Origin of the sequence: Leifsonia sp. NCR5 (assembly GCF_002105485.1) — a bacterium.
Classification (GTDB): domain Bacteria; phylum Actinomycetota; class Actinomycetes; order Actinomycetales; family Microbacteriaceae; genus Leifsonia.
This window is the reverse complement of the sequence record NZ_NCSR01000003.1, coordinates 154209-171459: the sequence shown is the minus strand read 5'-3', so window position 1 is coordinate 171459 and position 17251 is coordinate 154209. Positions and strand designations below refer to the sequence as shown.

Sequence of the window (17251 nt, the reverse complement as noted above, 5' to 3'; positions counted from 1 at the left end):
GGCGTCGGCGTGCCACTGTAGGGGGATGCCGTACACCGTCGTCGTCGCGCCGGACTCGTTCAAGGGCTCGGCGACCGCCACCGCGGTCGCCGAGGCCCTCGCATCCGGCTGGTCGTCGGTGCGCTCCGACGACAGGCTCGTCCTCGCCCCGATGGCCGACGGCGGCGAGGGCACCCTCGACGCGTTCGAGGTCGCCGTCCCCGGCTCGGTCAGGCACGCCATCACGGTGCTCGGTCCGGCGGGCGCCGACCTGGATGCGTCCTGGCTGTCCCTCCCGGACGGCACGGCGGTCGTCGAACTCGCCGAGACGAGCGGCCTCGCCCACCTGCCGACGCTCGCCCCGCTCGACGCGCACACCTACGGTTTCGGACAGGCGATCGCGGCAGCCCTCGCCTCCGGCGCGACCGGACTCCTCCTGGCGATCGGCGGCAGCTCCTCCACGGACGGCGGCGTCGGAGCCCTCGCCGCCCTCGGCGCACACTTCACCGACCCGACGGGCCGCCCCATCCGCCTGGGCAACCGCGGCCTCGGCACGCTCGCCAAGGCCGACCTCAGCGGACTTCCGCCGCTACCGCCCGGCGGGGTGCGCATCCTGAGCGACGTCACCAACCCGCTGCTCGGCCCGACGGGCGCAGCGGCCGTGTTCGGCCCGCAGAAAGGCGCGACCCCGGAGCAGGCGGCCGGGATGGAGTCGGGGCTCGCGCGGCTGGCGCGCGTGCTCGGCGGCGGCCGGGTGCGGGCGGCGGCGCCCGATGCGGGTGCTGAGCGTGGCGGCAGGCAACTCCGGGCCACCACCCCGGGCGCGGGCGCGGCGGGCGGCACCGGCTACGGCCTACTGGCCTGGGGCGCCTCACTCGCTCCCGGATCCGCGGCGGTGGGCGACGCCCTCGGGCTCCCCGCCCTGGTGGCGACCGCCGACGTCGTGATCACCGGCGAGGGCCGCTTCGACAGCCAGTCGGCGGCGGGCAAGGTTCCCGCCTACGTGTCGCACCTGGCACGGGATGCGGGTGTCCCGGCCCTGCTCGCCGCGGGCGCGATCCAGGCGCCCACCGACGCCTTCGCGGCCGCCGTGTCGCTCACCGAACTCGCGGGAAGCGCAGACGCCGCCATCGCCGACCCGCAGCGCTGGGCGCGAGAAGCGGGTGCTGTGCTGGCCCGTCAGATCGGGTAGCGCGGCTCACCTCACCTCACCCCGCCTCACCCCAGCGACGCCGCGCACCGCCGAGGCCCACCACCGCTACCGCCGCGCGGCCCTCCGCCGCCACCGCACCGCCAGCAGCACCGCACCGGCCGCCACCAGCAGCGCCCCGATCACGATCCCCGCGATCGGCAGGACGGACCCTGTCCCCGCCAGCGGGCTCGACCCTCCACCCGACGGCCCGGGCCCCGGGCCAGGCGGCGTCGGCGTCGGAGTCGGCGTCGGCGTCGTGGGGACCACCGTATCCACCGACGCACTCGACGGCGGCGTGGTCACGCTCTGTCCGCCCGGCGGGTCGGCGGTGGCCGTCGCGGTGTTGACGATCGGCTGTCCGGTGAGGTCTGCCGCATCCACCTCGTACGTCGCCGTGCAGACGACGCTCTGCCCCGGTGCCAGGCTGGCGGGGTCGGCCGGGCAGGTCGGCGCGGGAGGCGTTCCGACCCCGGTGAAGATCGTCTCGGTCACCGTGAAGGCGGTGAGGGTGACGTTGCCGGCGTTGGTCAGTGTGTACGTGTAGTTCACGGTCTGGCCGGCGTCCGTCACCTCCGTCAGGTCCGCTGCCTTGACGAGCGTGAGGGCGGGCGCCGGGTCGGCCGGGATGATCGTGCCGGACTCGTTGGAGGTCACCGTGCTCGCGTCCGGCGCGGATCCCGAGGCCGTCGCCGTGTTGGTCACCTCGCCCGCGTCGATGTCTGCCTGGGTGAGCGTGTACGTCGTGGTGCAGACGAGCTGGCTCCCCGGGGCGAGCACCGTCGGCGGGCAGACCGCGGGCGGCAGAGTGCCGCTCCCCGAGAAGGCGGTCTCCGTAATGGTGACAGCGCCAACCGGAACGTTGCCGGTGTTTGTCACCACGAACGTGTACGTGACGACCTGGCCGACCACGAATTCGGCCGGACCGTTCGGCGCCACCGATTTCACGAGCGAGAGGGCGGCGACGGCGCCGAGCGGGGTGGTCGTGCCCGCCGGTGGCGAGTCGACTGTGCTGCTGTCCGGTGCCGTCCCGGATGCGACGGCGCTGTTCACGACCTGCCCGGCGGCGATGTCGGCACTGGTCACCGCATACGTCGCGATGGCGGTGGCCTGCTGCCCGGGGGCGAGTTCGCCGTCAGCGCCAGGCCAGGTGAAGGTGAAAGGTCCGAGGCCCGCGAGCTGGTCGGCGATCGTGACGCCTGTGAGCGTCGTGTTGCCCGTGTTGGTCACCACGAACGTGTAGACGATGGGGTCGCCCGGTTGCGTCGGGTTCTGAATACCGGATGCGTCAGCCGACTTCGTCAGGCCGAGTTGCGACACGTTCGGGATGGGCGTCACGGTGTCGGCCGGATCGGACGGCGTCTCCGCTCCCGCCGGTGTCGTGCCTGTGGCGATGGCGGAGTTGAGCACCTGTCCGGCGTCGATGTCCGCCTGCGTGATCGGGTATGTCGCCGTCGCGGTGGCGACGCCGCCGGGGGCGAGCTCACCGGCTGGACCGGGCCAGGTGTATGTCGGCACCGACAGGCCAGGCAGGCGGTCGGTGAACGAGACGGCGTGCAGGGTGAGGTTGCCGTCGTTCGTGATCGTGAAACTGTAGGTGATCAGGTCTCCGACGGCCGCCGGCGTGGAGAGGGCCGCCGATGCGCTCTTCTGCAGCGTCAGGTGCGGGCCGGGTGGCAGAGGGGTGACCGTGCTCTGCGGTCCGGCGGTGACGTCGGTGCCCCCTGCCGTCGACCCGGCAGCCGTCGCCGTGTTGTCGACGTGGCCGACGTCGATCTCGGCCTGCGTCACCGCGTGCGTGCCCGTGCCGACGACCGATTCGCCGGGCGCGAGGGTGCCGGGCGTGCCCGGCCACGCCAGGGCGAGGCCGGCGCCGAGAAGCGTGTCGGTGACGGTGACGCCGAGCAGCGTCACGTTGCCGGTGTTCGTGACGGTGACCGTGTACGAGACGGAGTCGCCCACCGCGGCGGGGGAGCTCACCCCGCTCGCGTTCGCGGTCTTGACGAGGTCGAGCGACGGCGCCTCGCTTCCCGAGATGAGGGCGTCGGAGGTGGCGGTCACCGGTGGCCCGGTGGGCGGCGTCCCCGTCGCGACGGCCGTGTTCGTGACGCTCCCCGCATTCACGTCCGCCTGGGTGATCGTGTACGTGCCCGTGCAGGTGACGGAGTCCCCGGCCGCGAGCGTGGTGGCCGGACACGAGGCGACGGGCGGCGTCCCAGACCCGCTGAAGGCGGTCTCCGCCACCGAGACGGCGGTCAGCGGGACATTGCCCGTGTTCGTCACGAGGAACGAATACGTGACGACGCGTCCGACGACGTACTGCGTCGGGGCGGTGAGGTCGGTGGACTTGATGAGCGAGATGGCCGGCTGATCGGGCTCGGTGAACACGACCGTGCTGGTCCCGGGCTCGAGGAGGCCGTCGAGCGGCCCGATGTTGCTCGGCCCGTTGGTGAAGGTGCCCGTCGTGTCCGACGTGACGGGAACGGTGACGGTGCAGGACGCCATCCCGGCGTCGAGGTTCCCGCTTCCGCTGACCGACGTGCCCGTCACGGTCGCCACCCCGGCGGGGCAGTCGGTCGCCGGCGCCCCGGAGAACCGGAGCCCGGCGGGCAGCGTGTCCGTGAACGACCAGCCGTTCTTCGCGGAGAGCTCGTCGGTGTTCGTGATCGTGAACGTCAGCGTGGTGCTCTGCCCGGCCGGCAGTGTCGACGGTGAGAAGACCTTGTCCAGCTGCGGGGTCGCATCCACGATCGTCGGATCGTCGAACCCGGAGTCGTTGCCGCGGAACGCGCCTGCGGCGTTGTAGAGCTGGACGCCGAGCGACGTGACACCAGCAGGCATCCGGAAGCCCGCCGAGTTCAGCTGCGCGACGTGGAAGGTGCGGCCGCCGGTCGTGATGACGCGCGTGTGGGCGTCGGTGCACGGGTTCAGGCCGGACGCGAGAGTGGTCACCGTGCCGGTGCCTGTCCCCGGCGGCGGCCCGCTCCCCGTCTGATTCCGGATGAGGTTGAAGCTGAGGCTCGGATCCTGCCGGTTCAGGGTGGGGCCCTCCGACACGCAGTTCGCCGCACCGTAGATCGCGCTGATCAGGTAGAAGTGCCCGGGAACGATGGTCCCGGTGATCGGCTTCGCCGTCTGCACCTGGACGCCCGGCCCGGGATTCGACCCGCCGTTCGTGTACGCGGACAGGATCTGGTTGGTCTGTGCTGTCGCGAGAGGCTCACCCCGGTAGAGGCCGATCGCGGTCGCCATGCCCTGCAGGTACCCCCAGGCAGTGACGTCGCATCCGGAGTCGATGCCCGTCACAGTGGCGTTGCGTGGCGTGCTCGACCGCAGCACCCAGCCGTTGCACTGGTCGCCGGCCGGCGCCCAGTTCGGGCTCGCCACGTAGGTGGAGGTGTTCGCCGCCGCCCCGCCGGTGTACTGCCCGATCCGGATGCCGTTCGTGGCGACCTGGTTCTGGAAGTTCTCGAAGAACACATTGGTCGCGGGCGCCCGCGGCACACCGGGACTGCCCGGCGCAGCCAGTGCTGGACCGGTGCCCAGGACGCCCAGCCCGAGCAGAGCGACCCCGGCGATGGCGACGGAACGCACCAGTGAGAGCGCGCCGCGTGAGCGGCGTGGCGAGTCGAGCTTCCCCGTGCTCCGACTCATGACCGGACTACCTGGTGTCGCCTCTCATGGCATCCCCTCTTCGCAACTGAGGATAGACTCGCGGCCCTACCCGTGGCAAGAGGGCTCCTTCATCCGGCATCCGCCTGTTCCCGTCGCGCATCCCGAGGAGGATGATCGGTGACGGAAGGGAACGATCATGGACGACCTCACCGGTTCATCGGTCGAGCGCGCACGCCGCCTCGCCGCCCTCGACGCGGAGGGCCCGCTGCCACCGGACTGGCTGCGGCGGCAACTCGACCTCGCGCTCGCCGCCTGGGCGGAGGACGAGAAGACACTGGATGTGGATGCGGAAGGCCGCGAAGACTTCTAGGCTCGCGCTCCTACTCCCGCAGCAGCCCCCTCAGCGTCTGGATCGTGTCGGCCTCCGCCGCGTCCTTGTCGTCGCGGTACCGCTTCACGCGCGCGAACCGCAGAGCGATCCCGCCCGGGTAGCGGCTCGAACGCTGCACGCCGTCGATCGCGATCTCGACCACCGTCGTCGGCGTCACCCACACTGTGCCCGCCGTGCGGCGCGTCTCGATCTGCTGGAAGTGCTCCGTCTGCCAGCGCAGAAGTTCGTCGGTGAGGCCCTTGAAGGTCTTGCCCACCATCACGAACCCGCCCGGCTCGCCGAACTCCCCGGTCGGGTCGAGCGCGCCGAGGTGGAGGTTCGAGAGCCAGCCCTGTCTGCGTCCCGAGCCCCACTCGCAGGCCAGCACCACCAGGTCGTAGGTGTGCACCGGCTTGACCTTGATCCAGGACGACCCGCGCCGCCCCGCCGCGTACGGGGAGTCGATCGCCTTCACGACGACGCCTTCCTGCCCGGCGGCCAGCGCATCCTGAGCCACGCGCTCCGCGACAGCCGGATCGTCCGTCACCTCGCCCGGGATGCGGTGCTCGCCCGCGATCCGCTGCAGTTCGGCCAGGCGTGTCGAGAGCGGTTCGTCGAGCAGGTCGCGGCCGTCGACGTGGAGGACGTCGAAGAACCAGGGGTGCAGCACCGTCTCCCTCGCCGTTTCCGCCCCGAAACGCGACATCGTTTCCTGGAACGGCCGTGGCGCTCCGTCCTCGTCGAGCGACAGCGTCTCACCGTCGAGGATGACGTCGTGCACCGGCATCCCGCGCACCACCTCGACGACCTCGGGCACGCGGCGGGTGATGTCGGCGAGGTTCCTGGTGAACACGCGCACGTCGTCGCCCACCCGGTGCACCTGGATGCGCGCACCGTCCAGCTTGAACTCCACCGACGCCTCGCCCGTCGTCGCCAGCGCGGCCGACGCGCTCGCGGCCGTCGCGGCGAGCATCGGCTGCACCGGACGCCCCGGCACCAGCCCGACCTCGTCGAGCTCGGCCGCCGTGCCGGTGATGGCGAGCCTGGCGGTCTCGCCGAGATCGCCGGTGAGCATCGCGGCGCGCCGCACAGCGTCGCCCGGCCGGTCTGCCGCCCGAGCGATGGCGTCGGTGAGCACGCCCTCCAGCGCGCCCGTGCGCATCTCGCCGAGCAGCGCCCTGGCGATGAAGTCCTGTTCTTCCGCCGTCGCGCGCTCGGTGAACTCGCGCAGTTCGCGGGTGCGGTCGCCCGCCGACCCTGCACCGGACAGCGCGGCCAGCCGGTCGAGCAGCGCATCCAGGTCGTCGACGGTGAGGCTGGGCTGTGCGGCCGGGGAGCCCATCGCGGCCGAGAGCCCGCGCCAGCCGACGCCGACCCTGCCCTGGCGCGGCTTGCCGACGAGCAGCCCGACGGCCGGGGCGATCTCCTCCGGCGCGAGCTGCGCGAGCAGAGCGGCCAGCGCATCCACTTTCGCCAGCCGCGACCGCGTTCCCGCGACCGCACTCGACGTCTTCACCAGCTCATCAACCAGCACGCCCACATCCTCCCACCGACCCCCGACACCACCCCGCGAAAATCGAGCCGGGACTTATGCACGCTCCCGCCCGGCGTGTCGCGTGCATAAGTCCCGGCTCGATTGCTTGGGGAGAGGCGGCAGGGAACGGTAGCGTCGGGGTGTGAGCCGGCGAGTGTTGCGCTTGGGGGCCGTCGCCGTGGTGGTGGCGGCGGTGGCCGTGCTGGCCGGATGCTCGTCCAGCCAGCCCGTGCGCATCGAGGAGGATCTGGGCGCGAGGCCCTATGTCGGCGACTTCTACACGGTTCCGTCCCCGCTGCCGAGCGGCGCGCCCGGCACCCTGATCGCCACCGAGCAGGCGCCCGGCCAGCCGGACGGTGCAGCGGCCTGGCGTATCCTGTTCCGCTCCACCGACCTCACCGGCAAGCCGGTCGTGAACAGCGGCCTCCTCGTCGTTCCCGATACGCCTGCTCCGGCGGGCGGCCGAACCATCGTCTCCTGGGGCCACCCGACCACGGGCAGCGCGGAGAAGTGCGCGCCGTCCCGCTTCTTCGACCCGTACGTCTTCGTCGAGGGCCTCGCCGACCTCCTCGACCGCGGCTACGCCGTGGTCTACACCGACTACACCGGGATGGGCGTGCCGGGCCCGGACTCCTACTTAGTGGGCGACACTGAGGGAAGGAACGTGCTCGACGCCGCCCGCGCGGCTCGGACCGTGCTCGGCCCCGAGGCGAGCGACCGCGTCGTGCTCTGGGGCCATTCGCAGGGCGGCCAGGCCGTGCTCTTCGCTGCGCAGTTGGCCGCTTCATACGCGCCGGACCTCGACGTGCGCGCCGCCGCGGTCGCCGCCCCGGCCACCGATCTGGCCAGCCTCATGCGCGCAGACATCGGCGACGTCTCCGGGGTGAGCATCGCGTCGTACGCCTTCGCGGCATACGCGGCGGTGTACGACCAGCCCCTGCAGAGCATCCTGACCCCGGCGGCAGTGGATGCGCTGCCCACCATGAACACCTTCTGCCTCCTCACCCAGAACTCAGCCCTCCACACGGTCGCGAAGCCGCTGATCGGCGCGTTCCTCTCGGCGGATCCGGAGACGACGGAACCGTGGTCCGGCCTCCTCGCCGCGAATACGCCGGGCGCATCCCGGATCGCGGTTCCGCTGTTCGTCGCGCAGGGTCTCTCCGACAAGCTGGTGCGCCCGTCGGCCACGGATGCGTTCGTCGCGCGCGAGAAGGCGGAGGGCACCGCGGTCTCGTACGACAGGATCCCCGGCGCGACGCACGGGACGGTGGCGGACAAGGCGATTCCGCGCGTGCTGGAGTGGCTGGATGCGAACGGGGGCGGGGCGGCGGGGTGAGGTCGCCAGCGCGATAAAGCACAGTAACGACACCGTTACTGTGCTTTAGCGGTCATAAACCACAGTAACGCGAGCGCTACTTCGACGTATGACCTCCTGGCAACCTCCTACATCGAGGGATGGGGTCTTGACGCGCGACCTCATCGCGGTCTGTGGGCGCCGAGTGGACCGCGTTGGAATTGGCGGCCGCTGCGGTAACGTGCCGACATGCGCCAAAGCGACGTGAACCACATCCGGGAAGTTGTCGCGCGGGTGTCCGGCGGGGATGACACGCTAACCAGATCTGATTACGTAGCGTTGCTCATCCTCGTGAGAGAAATCGCACCGAATGAGTCGATGTTGAAGGATCTGTCCCACAGCATCGCCCATGACTCTCGCGATCGCGGCTATGCCTTCGAGTACCTCACGGGCTTGATCAAGCAGATCCGCATGGCGATCTCGTTCAACAAGCCCTTTGAGGTAAAGGTGCTGTTCCCCATCGACGACCTCGCAAACGAGATCAATGGCGTGCTGCATCAACTCGGAATTGTCGAGAGCCTCGACATGGAGGACGCCGCAGTCCGAGCGCGCTTAGCCGCGGGCATTGCGTCCGCGGTCGCCGCAACCACGTTTCGCATCAAGCATGCAAGTGGACTTCTGGGGATCACACCGGACGGCGAGTATCTGGTGATCCTCAACATCGAAGGTCTACCGACTGACGTTTCGAACCTGGAAGGTATCGCGGTGCCGTGGCTCATCTCGCGAAATGAGAAGTGACTTGTCCACAGAGGAAACTCTCCGACCGACATCATCCGGCTCATCGCGACGGCGACGCGGGTCGCCGCAGTGGAGGCGCGCGTGTCCATCGGGCAGCTCTCGCTGCTGCCGGACGAGTGGCATGCCGAGATGGACACCCGCAGAGGTTCGGCCATCTTCAACCTCATCCCGGCGTTCTTCGACCATCCGGTGATGACGTCGGAGGATGCGGAGCGGCTGTCCGGCTCCGGGGAATCGCAGACGTTCAAGGCGCTCGACCGTCTCGCCGGTGCCGGGATCATCCGCGAGATCACCGGCAGGAAGCGCGGCAGGGTCTGGGTCGCAGCCGACCTGATCGCGGAGCTCGACGACCTGGACCGCCGCATCCAGGCGGCGATGCGGCGCACCCGCGTCGCGTGAGCCCGCGCGCGCCGAGCCTGGCCAGCGCGCCCTCGGCTGTCACCGGCCCGTGAGAGGCTGAGGGCATGCCCGACACCCCCGCCTCCTCCGGGTGGAAGGCGAGCGTCTCCGGGCTCACCCGCTCGGCCCCGCGACCCGCCACCGGCGCGACGCGCATGGGGCTGCAGTTCGAGCTGCGGGAGCGGACCCGCGCATCCACCGGCCGATGGGACGCGCCCAAGTCGCGCCCCGCGACGGCGGCCGCGGCCGCGACAGCCACTACCGGCACAACCACCCCCCGCCTCCTCCGCCTCGGCGTGCGCCCGGTCATGCTCAGCGCCACCGGCAACTGGGTGCGCGGGTCGCTCACCTGGTCTGCCCTGCCGCACCTGCTCAACCGGCTAGCGCTCGATCCTGCGCAGCATGCCTGGTTCGGGCAGTTCGCCGCGCTGCACCGTGCCGGGCGCGACGTGTACGTGCCGGGGGAGGCCGACTGGTTGTTCGTCGACGAGTTCGCCAGTCCGCTGCTCTGGCCGCTGCTCGACGAGGCGGAGCGTGTCGGTGTCGCCCTGGTCACCGGCAAGCGGGAGACCGACGTGCTCGTGACCGACGGCGCGCGCGTGGCCGTCGACGCCACCAAGCTTCCGGATGGCGGGCTGCGGTTGCGAACGGTCGCCGTGGTGGACGGCGCCGCGCATCCCGGATCGACGGTCGGTGCCATCGGGGATCACGGCGTGTACCTGTGGGCGCTGAAGCCGGAACCGCGGTTCACCTTGGCGCGCGCTGCCGCCCCGCTCACCGCCGAGCAGCGGCGCCTGCTCGCCGCCGGGGACACCATCGACGTGCCCGCGGAGGAGACCGACGAGTTCCTCGGGCAGTACTACCCGCGGTTGCAGAGCCTGGTCAGCGTGACCAGCACGGACGCCTCCGTCGTGTTCCCCGAGGTCCTGCCGCCCGTGCTCGTGCTCACGGCCACGTTCGGCGCGAACGACAGGCTGGAACTCGACTGGGGCTGGGTGTCCGCGACCGGCGCGGAGCCGCTCGGCGCGCATCCCGTGCCGGATGCGGTCACCGAGATGCTCGGCTGGCGGCCGCATCCGGCAGAGCTGTCCGGCCTGGATGCCGCCGAGTTCACCGCCACCACCCTTCCGGCCCTCGAACGGCGCAGGGATGTGCGCGTCGACATCGTCGGCGAGCGCCCGGACTACCGCGAGCTGGTGGATACGCCGAAGCTCGTGGTGACCACCGTGGAGACCGACAAGCGCGACTGGTTCGACCTCGGCGTGCTCGTCACGGTGGAGGGGCGCACCATCCCGTTCACTCCGCTCTTCACGGCCCTCTCGCAGGGGCGACCGAAGCTGCTGCTGGTCGACAAGTCCTATCTGTCGCTGCAGCAGCCCGTGTTCGACAGGCTCCGGGCGCTCATCGACGAGGCGAAGTCGCTGGACGAGTGGGAGCCGGGCTCACTCAGGATCAGCCGGTATCAGGCGAGCCTCTGGTCGGAGTTCGTGGAGCTCGCCGACGAGGCGCACCAGGCCGAGTCGTGGCGCCGAACGGCCGACGGGCTGCGCGCCATCCGCGACGGGGAGTCGCCCGGCGACCTGGCTGTCCCGGATGCGGTCACCGCCACCCTGCGGCCGTATCAGGTCGACGGGTTCCGCTGGCTGGCGTTCCTCTGGGAGCACGGGCTCGGCGGCGTCCTCGCCGACGACATGGGGCTCGGCAAGACCCTGCAGACGCTCGCCATGATCGCGCACGCCCGCAGCAGGCGCCCGGATGCTCCACCCTTCCTCGTGGTCGCGCCCACCTCCGTCGTGCCCAACTGGGTGAGCGAGGCCGCCCGGTTCACGCCAGGGCTCACCGTGCGCGCCGTCACCGCCACCCAGGCGAAGAGCCGCCGCCCGCTCAGCGACATCGCAGACAGGGCGGACGTGGTCGTCACCTCGTACGCGCTGTTCCGGCTCGACATCGCCCGCTATCACGCCACCGGATGGGCGGGGCTCGTGCTCGACGAGGCGCAGCTCATCAAGAACCGAACCTCCAAGGCGCACGACGCCGCGAAAGACCTGCGGGTGCCCTTCAAGCTGGCGATCACCGGCACCCCGATGGAGAACGACCTGCTCGACGTGTGGTCGATCTTCCGGGTGGTCTCGCCCGGCCTGCTGCCTCCCCGCTCGGCGTTCACCGACCGGTACCTCAAGCCGCTCGCCGCCGGAGACCGGCCGGACCTGCTGCTGCGGCTGCGGCAACGGGTGCGCCCGCTCATGCTGCGCCGCACCAAGGAGGCGGTCGCGTCCGAGCTGCCGCCCAAGCAGGAGCAGGTGCTGCGCGTCGAGCTGGCGCCTCGCCACCGCAAGCTCTACGACCTCGTGCTGCAGCGCGAGCGCCAGAAGATCCTCGGCCTGGTCGACGACCTCGACCGCAACCGGTTCATCGTGTTCCGCTCGCTGACGCTGCTGCGGATGCTGGCGCTCGACGCCTCCATCGTCGACGAACAGTATGCGAGCATCCCGTCGGCGAAGATCGACGTGCTGCTGGAGGAGCTGGACGACGTGGTGGCCGGTGGGCACCGCGCGCTGATCTTCAGCCAGTTCACCAGCCTGCTGCGGAAGGTGGCGCAACGGCTCGACGAGCGCGGCATCGGGTACAGCTACCTCGACGGGTCGACGCGCCGTCGCGCCGAGGTGATCGACGGCTTCCGCGACGGCGACGCCCCCGCCTTCCTGATCAGCCTGAAAGCGGGCGGCTTCGGCCTCAACCTGACGGAGGCCGACTACGTCTTCCTTCTCGACCCGTGGTGGAACCCGGCCGCGGAGTCGCAGGCGATCGACCGCACCCACCGCATCGGCCAGCGCTCGAACGTGATGGTCTACCGGATGATCGCGGACGAGACGATCGAAGACAAGGTGATGGCGCTGAAAGAGCGCAAGGCGCGCCTCTTCGAGGCACTGATGGACGACCCCGGCGGCGCGTTCGATGCGAGCTTCAGTGCCGACGACATCCGGGGGCTGCTGGACGGGTGAGCGGTGAAGTGCCGATGTGTCACTTATGTCACTTGTGTTGCTTATGTCGTTTACACCCGATAGGCTGACGAAGACAAGGAGGAGACGATGACACTACTGAGTCCGCACGCAGTGGATGCGGTCGAGGACACGACCGTGCGTTCCCAACTGCGCGATGCGATCGCGTTGTTCGCGGAACCATCCTCGGCGCCCCGCCTCGTCGCCGGAGGTCAGTCCGTCTCGCTCCCGGCCGAAGTGATGGATGCGTTCCGTGACGTCCTCGCGCGCTTCGCCAACGGCGAGAGCGTCGTGATCGGATCGGTCGGCACACTCCTCACGACATCGCAGGTCGCAGACTTCCTCGGTGTGTCACGCACCTTCGTGATCCAGCTGATCGACGCAGGCAAGCTCGGCGTCGAATACCGCGGAACACATCGCCGCGTGCCGCTCGTGGATGCTGCCCGCTACGCAGACGATGCCAAGCGAGAGCGGGAGGCGAAGCTGGACGCGATCGCTGCGCTCACTGCCCGCACGGGCGGATACGACGGCGACCCGTTCTAGCGTGCCGTTCCGCGTCTTCGTCGACGCCAACATCCTGATTCCCGGGCGTTGGCGCGATATCGTTCTCACTCTTGCGTCCGCCGGCCTGTACGACGTTCTCTGGAGCCCACTTGTGCTCGAAGAGGTGGGACGCCATCTCCCGGAGACGATGAGCGCGACAGATCGCGAGCATCTTTTTGAGACGATGGACGCCGCGTTTCCGGAGGCGTCCGTCAGCTGGCCGGGCGCAGTCGACCTCGACGTTCGACTGCAGGTGAACGAAAAAGATCGGCACGTCGTCGCGGCGGCCCTGTGGGGACGCGCCGATGTGATCCTCACCGATGACGTCGTTCTCCGCGACGAAGTCCTCGCGAGTGGACTGCTGGATGCGCAGGCCTTGCCGGTGTTCCTCGCCTATGCGATCGACTCGTTCCGGCCTGTTGCTGTTGCCGCATTGATCGCGATGGCGCGGCAACGATGGCTGAACGACACGGATGTGACCGACGAAGACATCCGCACCCGGCTGTGCGCATACTTCGCGGGCAACGGCTGGCCTGACGACCTCCTGAGAGTGGCAGAGTAGGCGGCCCCGCCCCTCACCCTTCCCGCCGCGACCGCCACAGCAGCCACAGGAAGTACGGCGCCCCGATCACGGCCGTCACCAGCCCCACCGGGATCTGCGCGGGCGCGATCAGCGTGCGGCCGACCGTGTCGGCCACGCACACCAGCAGCGCCCCGAGGATCGCGGCGACCGGGATCACCCGCGCGTGCCGCTGTCCGACCAGGGCGCGGGCGGCGTGCGGCGCGACCAGCCCGACGAAACTGATCACGCCGACCGCGGCGACGGAGGCGGCCGTCAGCACGACCGCGATGCTCAGCAGGGCGAGCCGGGTGGAGCCGAGGCGCACGCCGAGCAGGCGCGGGGTGTCCGCATCCAGCCCGATCAGGTCGAGTCTGCGGCTCATCGCGGCGAGGATCGGCAGCGCGCAGACCAGGGCGATCAGCACCGGGAGCACCTGCGGGAACGTGCGCCCGTATGTCGAGCCGGACAGCCAGACCAGCGCCTTCGCCGCGTTGTACGGATCGGTGAGCACGATGAGCAGGCTCACGATCGAGGTTGTCCCCGCCGAGACGCCGATGCCGATCAGCACCAGCCTGTTCTGTTCGAGGCCGCGCCGGGCCGCGAGGCCGAACACGACGGCCGCCGCGGCGACCGCGCCGGCCAGCGCCGCCGAGCCGATCAGCCAGAAACTCGCCAGCGGGATCGCGGTCACCACCGCCACGGCGCCGACACCCGCCCCGCCGACCACGCCCAGGATGCCCGGCTCGGCCAGCGGGTTCCGCGACACCGCCTGCACCACGGCGCCGGCGACCGCGAGCGCCGCCCCTGCCAGGAGTGCTGCGGCCACGCGCGGCAGGCGGGTGTCGAGCACGAACGTCACCACGCGTCCGGCCTGACCCGTCGCCCAGTTGGCGATGTCGCCGAGCAGCAGCCGAGCATCCCCCAGCAGGGTCGCCGCGACGATGGCGGCCAGCAGCGCGGCCGACGAGATCACCAGCGTCAGGATGAACGCCCTGCGGCTGCGCAGCCGGGTGAAGGCGGTGGATGCGGTGTTCTGGCTGGCGTCCCGCGACCGGTACGCCAGCCACACCAGCACACCGGCGCCGAGGATCGTGGTGACGATGCCCGTCGGCACGGCCACGCTCGCCTGCGCCCCGAACACCGCGCGCAACAGCACGTCGGAGCCGAGCACCACGATCACACCGGCCACCGCGGAGGCCGGGATGAACGCGTAGTGCTTCATCAGGCCGGGCACGCGGGTGGCGACCAGCCGCACGATCGCGGGAGCGCACAGCCCCACGAACCCGATCGGACCGGCGAGGGTTACGGCGACCGCGGCGAGCAGCACCGACAGGACGACGGCGACGCTGCGCGTGAGACGCGGATTGATGCCCACTGCGGCAGCGCCGTCGTCCCCGATGGAGAGGATGTCGAGCCGGCGCCCGAGCACCAGGAGCCCGGCCAGTGCGACCAGCGCGACCGGCGCCAGCTGCTGCACGCCCTGCATCCCGATCTGGGCGAGCGAGCCGTTGCCCCAGGCGAACAGTCCGGTGGTCTGCTGCTGGCGCAGGAGCAACAGCATCCCGCTCACCCCGCTGAACGCCAGCGTCAGCGCCGACCCGGCGAGCACCAGCCGGATCGGTCCCGCCCCTGCGCGCGACAGGCCGAGTACGATCCCGGCGGCGATCAGGCCGCCGAGGAACGCCGCCCCGCCGGCGGGGAGGGCGGGCAGCGCGATGCCGAACGCCGCGACGGAGACCACCGCCAGGTACGCTCCCGCGTTCACCGCCAGCGTGTCCGGCGATGCGAGCACGTTGCGCGAGACCGACTGCAGGGCGGCACCCGATGCGCCGAGCGCGCAGCCGACGACCAGGCCCACCACGAGCCGGGGCAGCCGCGAGCTGAGGAGCACGGCGTCGGCCTGCGCATCCACTGTGCCTGCGCCCGAACCCGTCAGCGCCCTCCAGAGCGCCGACGGGTCGATGGATGCGGTGCCCTGGCCCAGGTGGATCACGGCGAGGACGCCGATCGCCAGCACGGCGACGCCCGCGAGGACGGGGAGGCGGCCGCTTCGTTGGGAGCGGACGTTCACGGTCAGTTCGTCAGAGCCTTCACGATGGCGTCGACGTACTGCTGCGCGGAGGCCGTGCCGCCGAACATCCAGATGCCGTCCGGCAGACGGTAGACGGTGCCCTTCTGCACGAACGGCAGGGACTTCCAGACGGCGTTGTCCTTGAGGCCGTCCGCGAACGGGTCTCCTCCGTCGGAGTCGTTGGCGATGTATGCGAAGCGCACGTCGCCGAGCTTCGTGAGGCCCTCGACGTCGGTGGCAGCGAGGCCGTACGCCTTGTCGCCTTCGAGCTTCCACGGGTCGGTGAGGCCGAGCTCGGTGTTGATGTCGGCGATCAGCGAACCGGTGACGTACGGGCGCACCGAGACCTGGTTGCCCTCCTGCCAGCCGTCGGCGAACGCGAGCGGCGTCCCGCCGAGACCGGCCGCCTCCAGCTTCGCCTTGCCGTCGCTCACCGTCTTCTTGAACGCCTCGATCTCGGTCTTCGCCTGGGACTCGGTGCCCGTCGCCTCGGCGATCAGCTCGGTGTTCTCGATCATCTGGTCGATCTGCTTCGACGCGTCCGCCGACCGCACGACGATCACCGGGCCCACCTTCTCGAGCTGCGCGATGGCCGAGTCGGTGAGGTCGGTGGTGGCGACGATCAGGTCCGGCTTGAGCGCGGCGACCGTGTCGAGGCTGGGCTCTCCGCGGGTGCCGATGTCCTTCACGTCCTTGGGGAGCGGCGCGGCCGTGTCGTACGCGGTGTACCCCTTCACGTCGGCGACGCCGACCGGGTCGACGCCCAGGCTCACCAGCGTCTCGACGACACCCCACTCGGTCCCGACGACGCGCTTGGCCGGGCCGTCGAGCTTCACCTTCTCGCCGCGCGCATCGGTGATGGTGAGCGCGCTCGCTGCTGAGCCGTTCGCCGCCGGTGCCTCCGTGGTGCCGCATCCAGTGAGGGCGAGCACGGTGGCGACGGCGAGCGCTGCTGCGATCCGGTGTCTGATCATGAGGGGGTGGGGGTCCTTTCGGTTCTCAGGTGATGGCTGCCCATCGGGTGTGTTCGTGGCATGCCGGTCGACGGGTTCACATCCACGTCGATCCGGATGCCGTACGTCTCGGTGAGGAGCGCGGGGTCGTAGACCTCCTCGGCGGTGCCGGATGCGACGACGCGACCGGCCGAGAGCAGCACGACCTGATCGGCGACGGCCGCCGCCTGGTCGAGGTCGTGCAGGACGACGCCGATGGTCACGCCGTGCACGTCGGCGAGCTCCCGGATGAGGTCGAGGATCTCCACCTGGTAGCGCAGATCGAGGTAGGTGGTGGGCTCGTCGAGCAGCAGCACATCGGTGTCCTGCGCGAGACAGCACGCCAGCCATACCCGCTGCAGCTGCCCGCCGGACAGGACCTCCACGCCGCGCTCGGCGAACTCGGAGACGCCGGTCAGCGACATGGCGCGCTCGACGGTCGCCGGACCGTCCTGGTCGGTGCCGCGGAACCGCTGCCGGTGCGGGTGGCGGCCGAAACCGACGACGTCGCGCACGCTCAGGCCGGCGGGGGTGGGGCGGCTCTGGGCGAGGAGGGTGATGCGGCGGGCGAAGGCGGTGCGAGAGAGGGTGAGGGCGTCGGTCGGGTCGCCGTCGCCGTGCAGCGTCACACGTCCGGCGCGGGCGGCGTGCAGCCGGGCGATGGCGCGCAGCAGGGTGGATTTCCCGCTCCCGTTCGGGCCGATCAGCGCCGTGACGCGCCCGGCCGGGAGGTCGAGGTCGGCGCCGTGGACCACATCCACACCGTCGTACGCGACCGTGACGGCGGCGGCCCGAAGCCCGGCGTGATGCTCGGGATGCGTCGGGCGGCGGGAGGTCACGATGCAAGAGCTTAGGGCAGCCTTACCTAACTCGGCAACCGGGAATTGTTCCGCCGCGCGTGTCACA

At 70.8% G+C, this 17251-nt stretch carries 13 protein-coding genes; 8 read left to right on the top strand and 5 right to left on the bottom strand.

The window, feature by feature from the left end; translation table 11 throughout:
* The first annotated feature begins 25 nt into the window (after positions 1-25).
* On the top strand, positions 26-1171 hold the full coding sequence (locus B7438_RS04300; RefSeq protein WP_085368307.1) for a glycerate kinase: 1146 nt from the start codon (positions 26-28) through the stop codon (positions 1169-1171).
* 66 nt (positions 1172-1237) lie between these two features.
* Here B7438_RS04300 and B7438_RS04295 read toward each other — a convergent pair whose 3' ends face one another.
* Positions 1238-4822 (bottom strand): DUF11 domain-containing protein, encoded by a 3585-nt coding sequence (locus B7438_RS04295; protein WP_085368306.1) that lies wholly within the window; start codon positions 4820-4822, stop codon positions 1238-1240.
* A 157-nt stretch (positions 4823-4979) separates the two neighbouring features.
* On the opposite strand from B7438_RS04295, the gene B7438_RS20475 reads away from it, so the two are divergent.
* Positions 4980-5153 (top strand): hypothetical protein, encoded by a 174-nt coding sequence (locus B7438_RS20475; protein WP_168690547.1) that lies wholly within the window; start codon positions 4980-4982, stop codon positions 5151-5153.
* A 10-nt stretch (positions 5154-5163) separates the two neighbouring features.
* On the opposite strand, the gene B7438_RS04290 is transcribed toward B7438_RS20475, so the two are convergent.
* Entirely contained in the window at positions 5164-6687 is a 1524-nt protein-coding gene (locus tag B7438_RS04290) for an ATP-dependent DNA ligase (RefSeq protein ID WP_085368305.1), read from the bottom strand.
* A gap of 142 nt (positions 6688-6829) precedes the next feature.
* On the opposite strand from B7438_RS04290, the gene B7438_RS04285 reads away from it, so the two are divergent.
* The 6 genes from B7438_RS04285 (at position 6830) to B7438_RS04260 (ending at position 13282) form a co-directional block, all read left to right on the top strand.
* A complete protein-coding gene (locus tag B7438_RS04285) occupies positions 6830-8023 on the top strand; it encodes an alpha/beta fold hydrolase (protein WP_256921860.1) in 1194 nt (397 codons plus the stop codon).
* A 207-nt stretch (positions 8024-8230) separates the two neighbouring features.
* On the top strand, positions 8231-8779 hold the full coding sequence (locus B7438_RS04280; RefSeq protein WP_085368304.1) for a hypothetical protein: 549 nt from the start codon (positions 8231-8233) through the stop codon (positions 8777-8779).
* An 81-nt stretch (positions 8780-8860) separates the two neighbouring features.
* Positions 8861-9178, top strand: a complete 318-nt coding sequence (locus B7438_RS04275) for a hypothetical protein (RefSeq protein WP_085368303.1) — start codon at positions 8861-8863, stop codon at positions 9176-9178.
* A gap of 65 nt (positions 9179-9243) precedes the next feature.
* Entirely contained in the window at positions 9244-12180 is a 2937-nt protein-coding gene (locus B7438_RS04270) for a DEAD/DEAH box helicase (protein WP_085368302.1), read from the top strand.
* Positions 12181-12267: 87 nt separating this feature from the next.
* Positions 12268-12720, top strand: coding sequence for a helix-turn-helix domain-containing protein (locus tag B7438_RS04265; RefSeq protein WP_085368301.1), 453 nt, complete (start codon positions 12268-12270; stop codon positions 12718-12720).
* Between the two features lies 1 nt (position 12721).
* Entirely contained in the window at positions 12722-13282 is a 561-nt protein-coding gene (locus B7438_RS04260) for a PIN domain-containing protein (protein WP_179150721.1), read from the top strand.
* A gap of 13 nt (positions 13283-13295) precedes the next feature.
* Here B7438_RS04260 and B7438_RS04255 read toward each other — a convergent pair whose 3' ends face one another.
* From B7438_RS04255 to B7438_RS04245, 3 genes are read right to left on the bottom strand one after another with little or no spacing between them, the layout of a single operon-like run.
* On the bottom strand, positions 13296-15353 hold the full coding sequence (locus tag B7438_RS04255) for an iron ABC transporter permease (protein ID WP_256921859.1): 2058 nt from the start codon (positions 15351-15353) through the stop codon (positions 13296-13298).
* A 2-nt stretch (positions 15354-15355) separates the two neighbouring features.
* The gene (locus tag B7438_RS04250; RefSeq protein ID WP_085368299.1) at positions 15356-16327 is read right to left on the bottom strand and encodes an iron-siderophore ABC transporter substrate-binding protein; all 972 of its coding nucleotides are present in this window, start codon (positions 16325-16327) and stop codon (positions 15356-15358) included.
* A complete protein-coding gene (locus B7438_RS04245) occupies positions 16324-17184 on the bottom strand; it encodes an ABC transporter ATP-binding protein (protein WP_085368298.1) in 861 nt (286 codons plus the stop codon). The genes B7438_RS04250 and B7438_RS04245 overlap by 4 nt, the downstream gene beginning before the upstream one ends.
* Between the last annotated feature and the right edge of the window lie 67 nt (positions 17185-17251).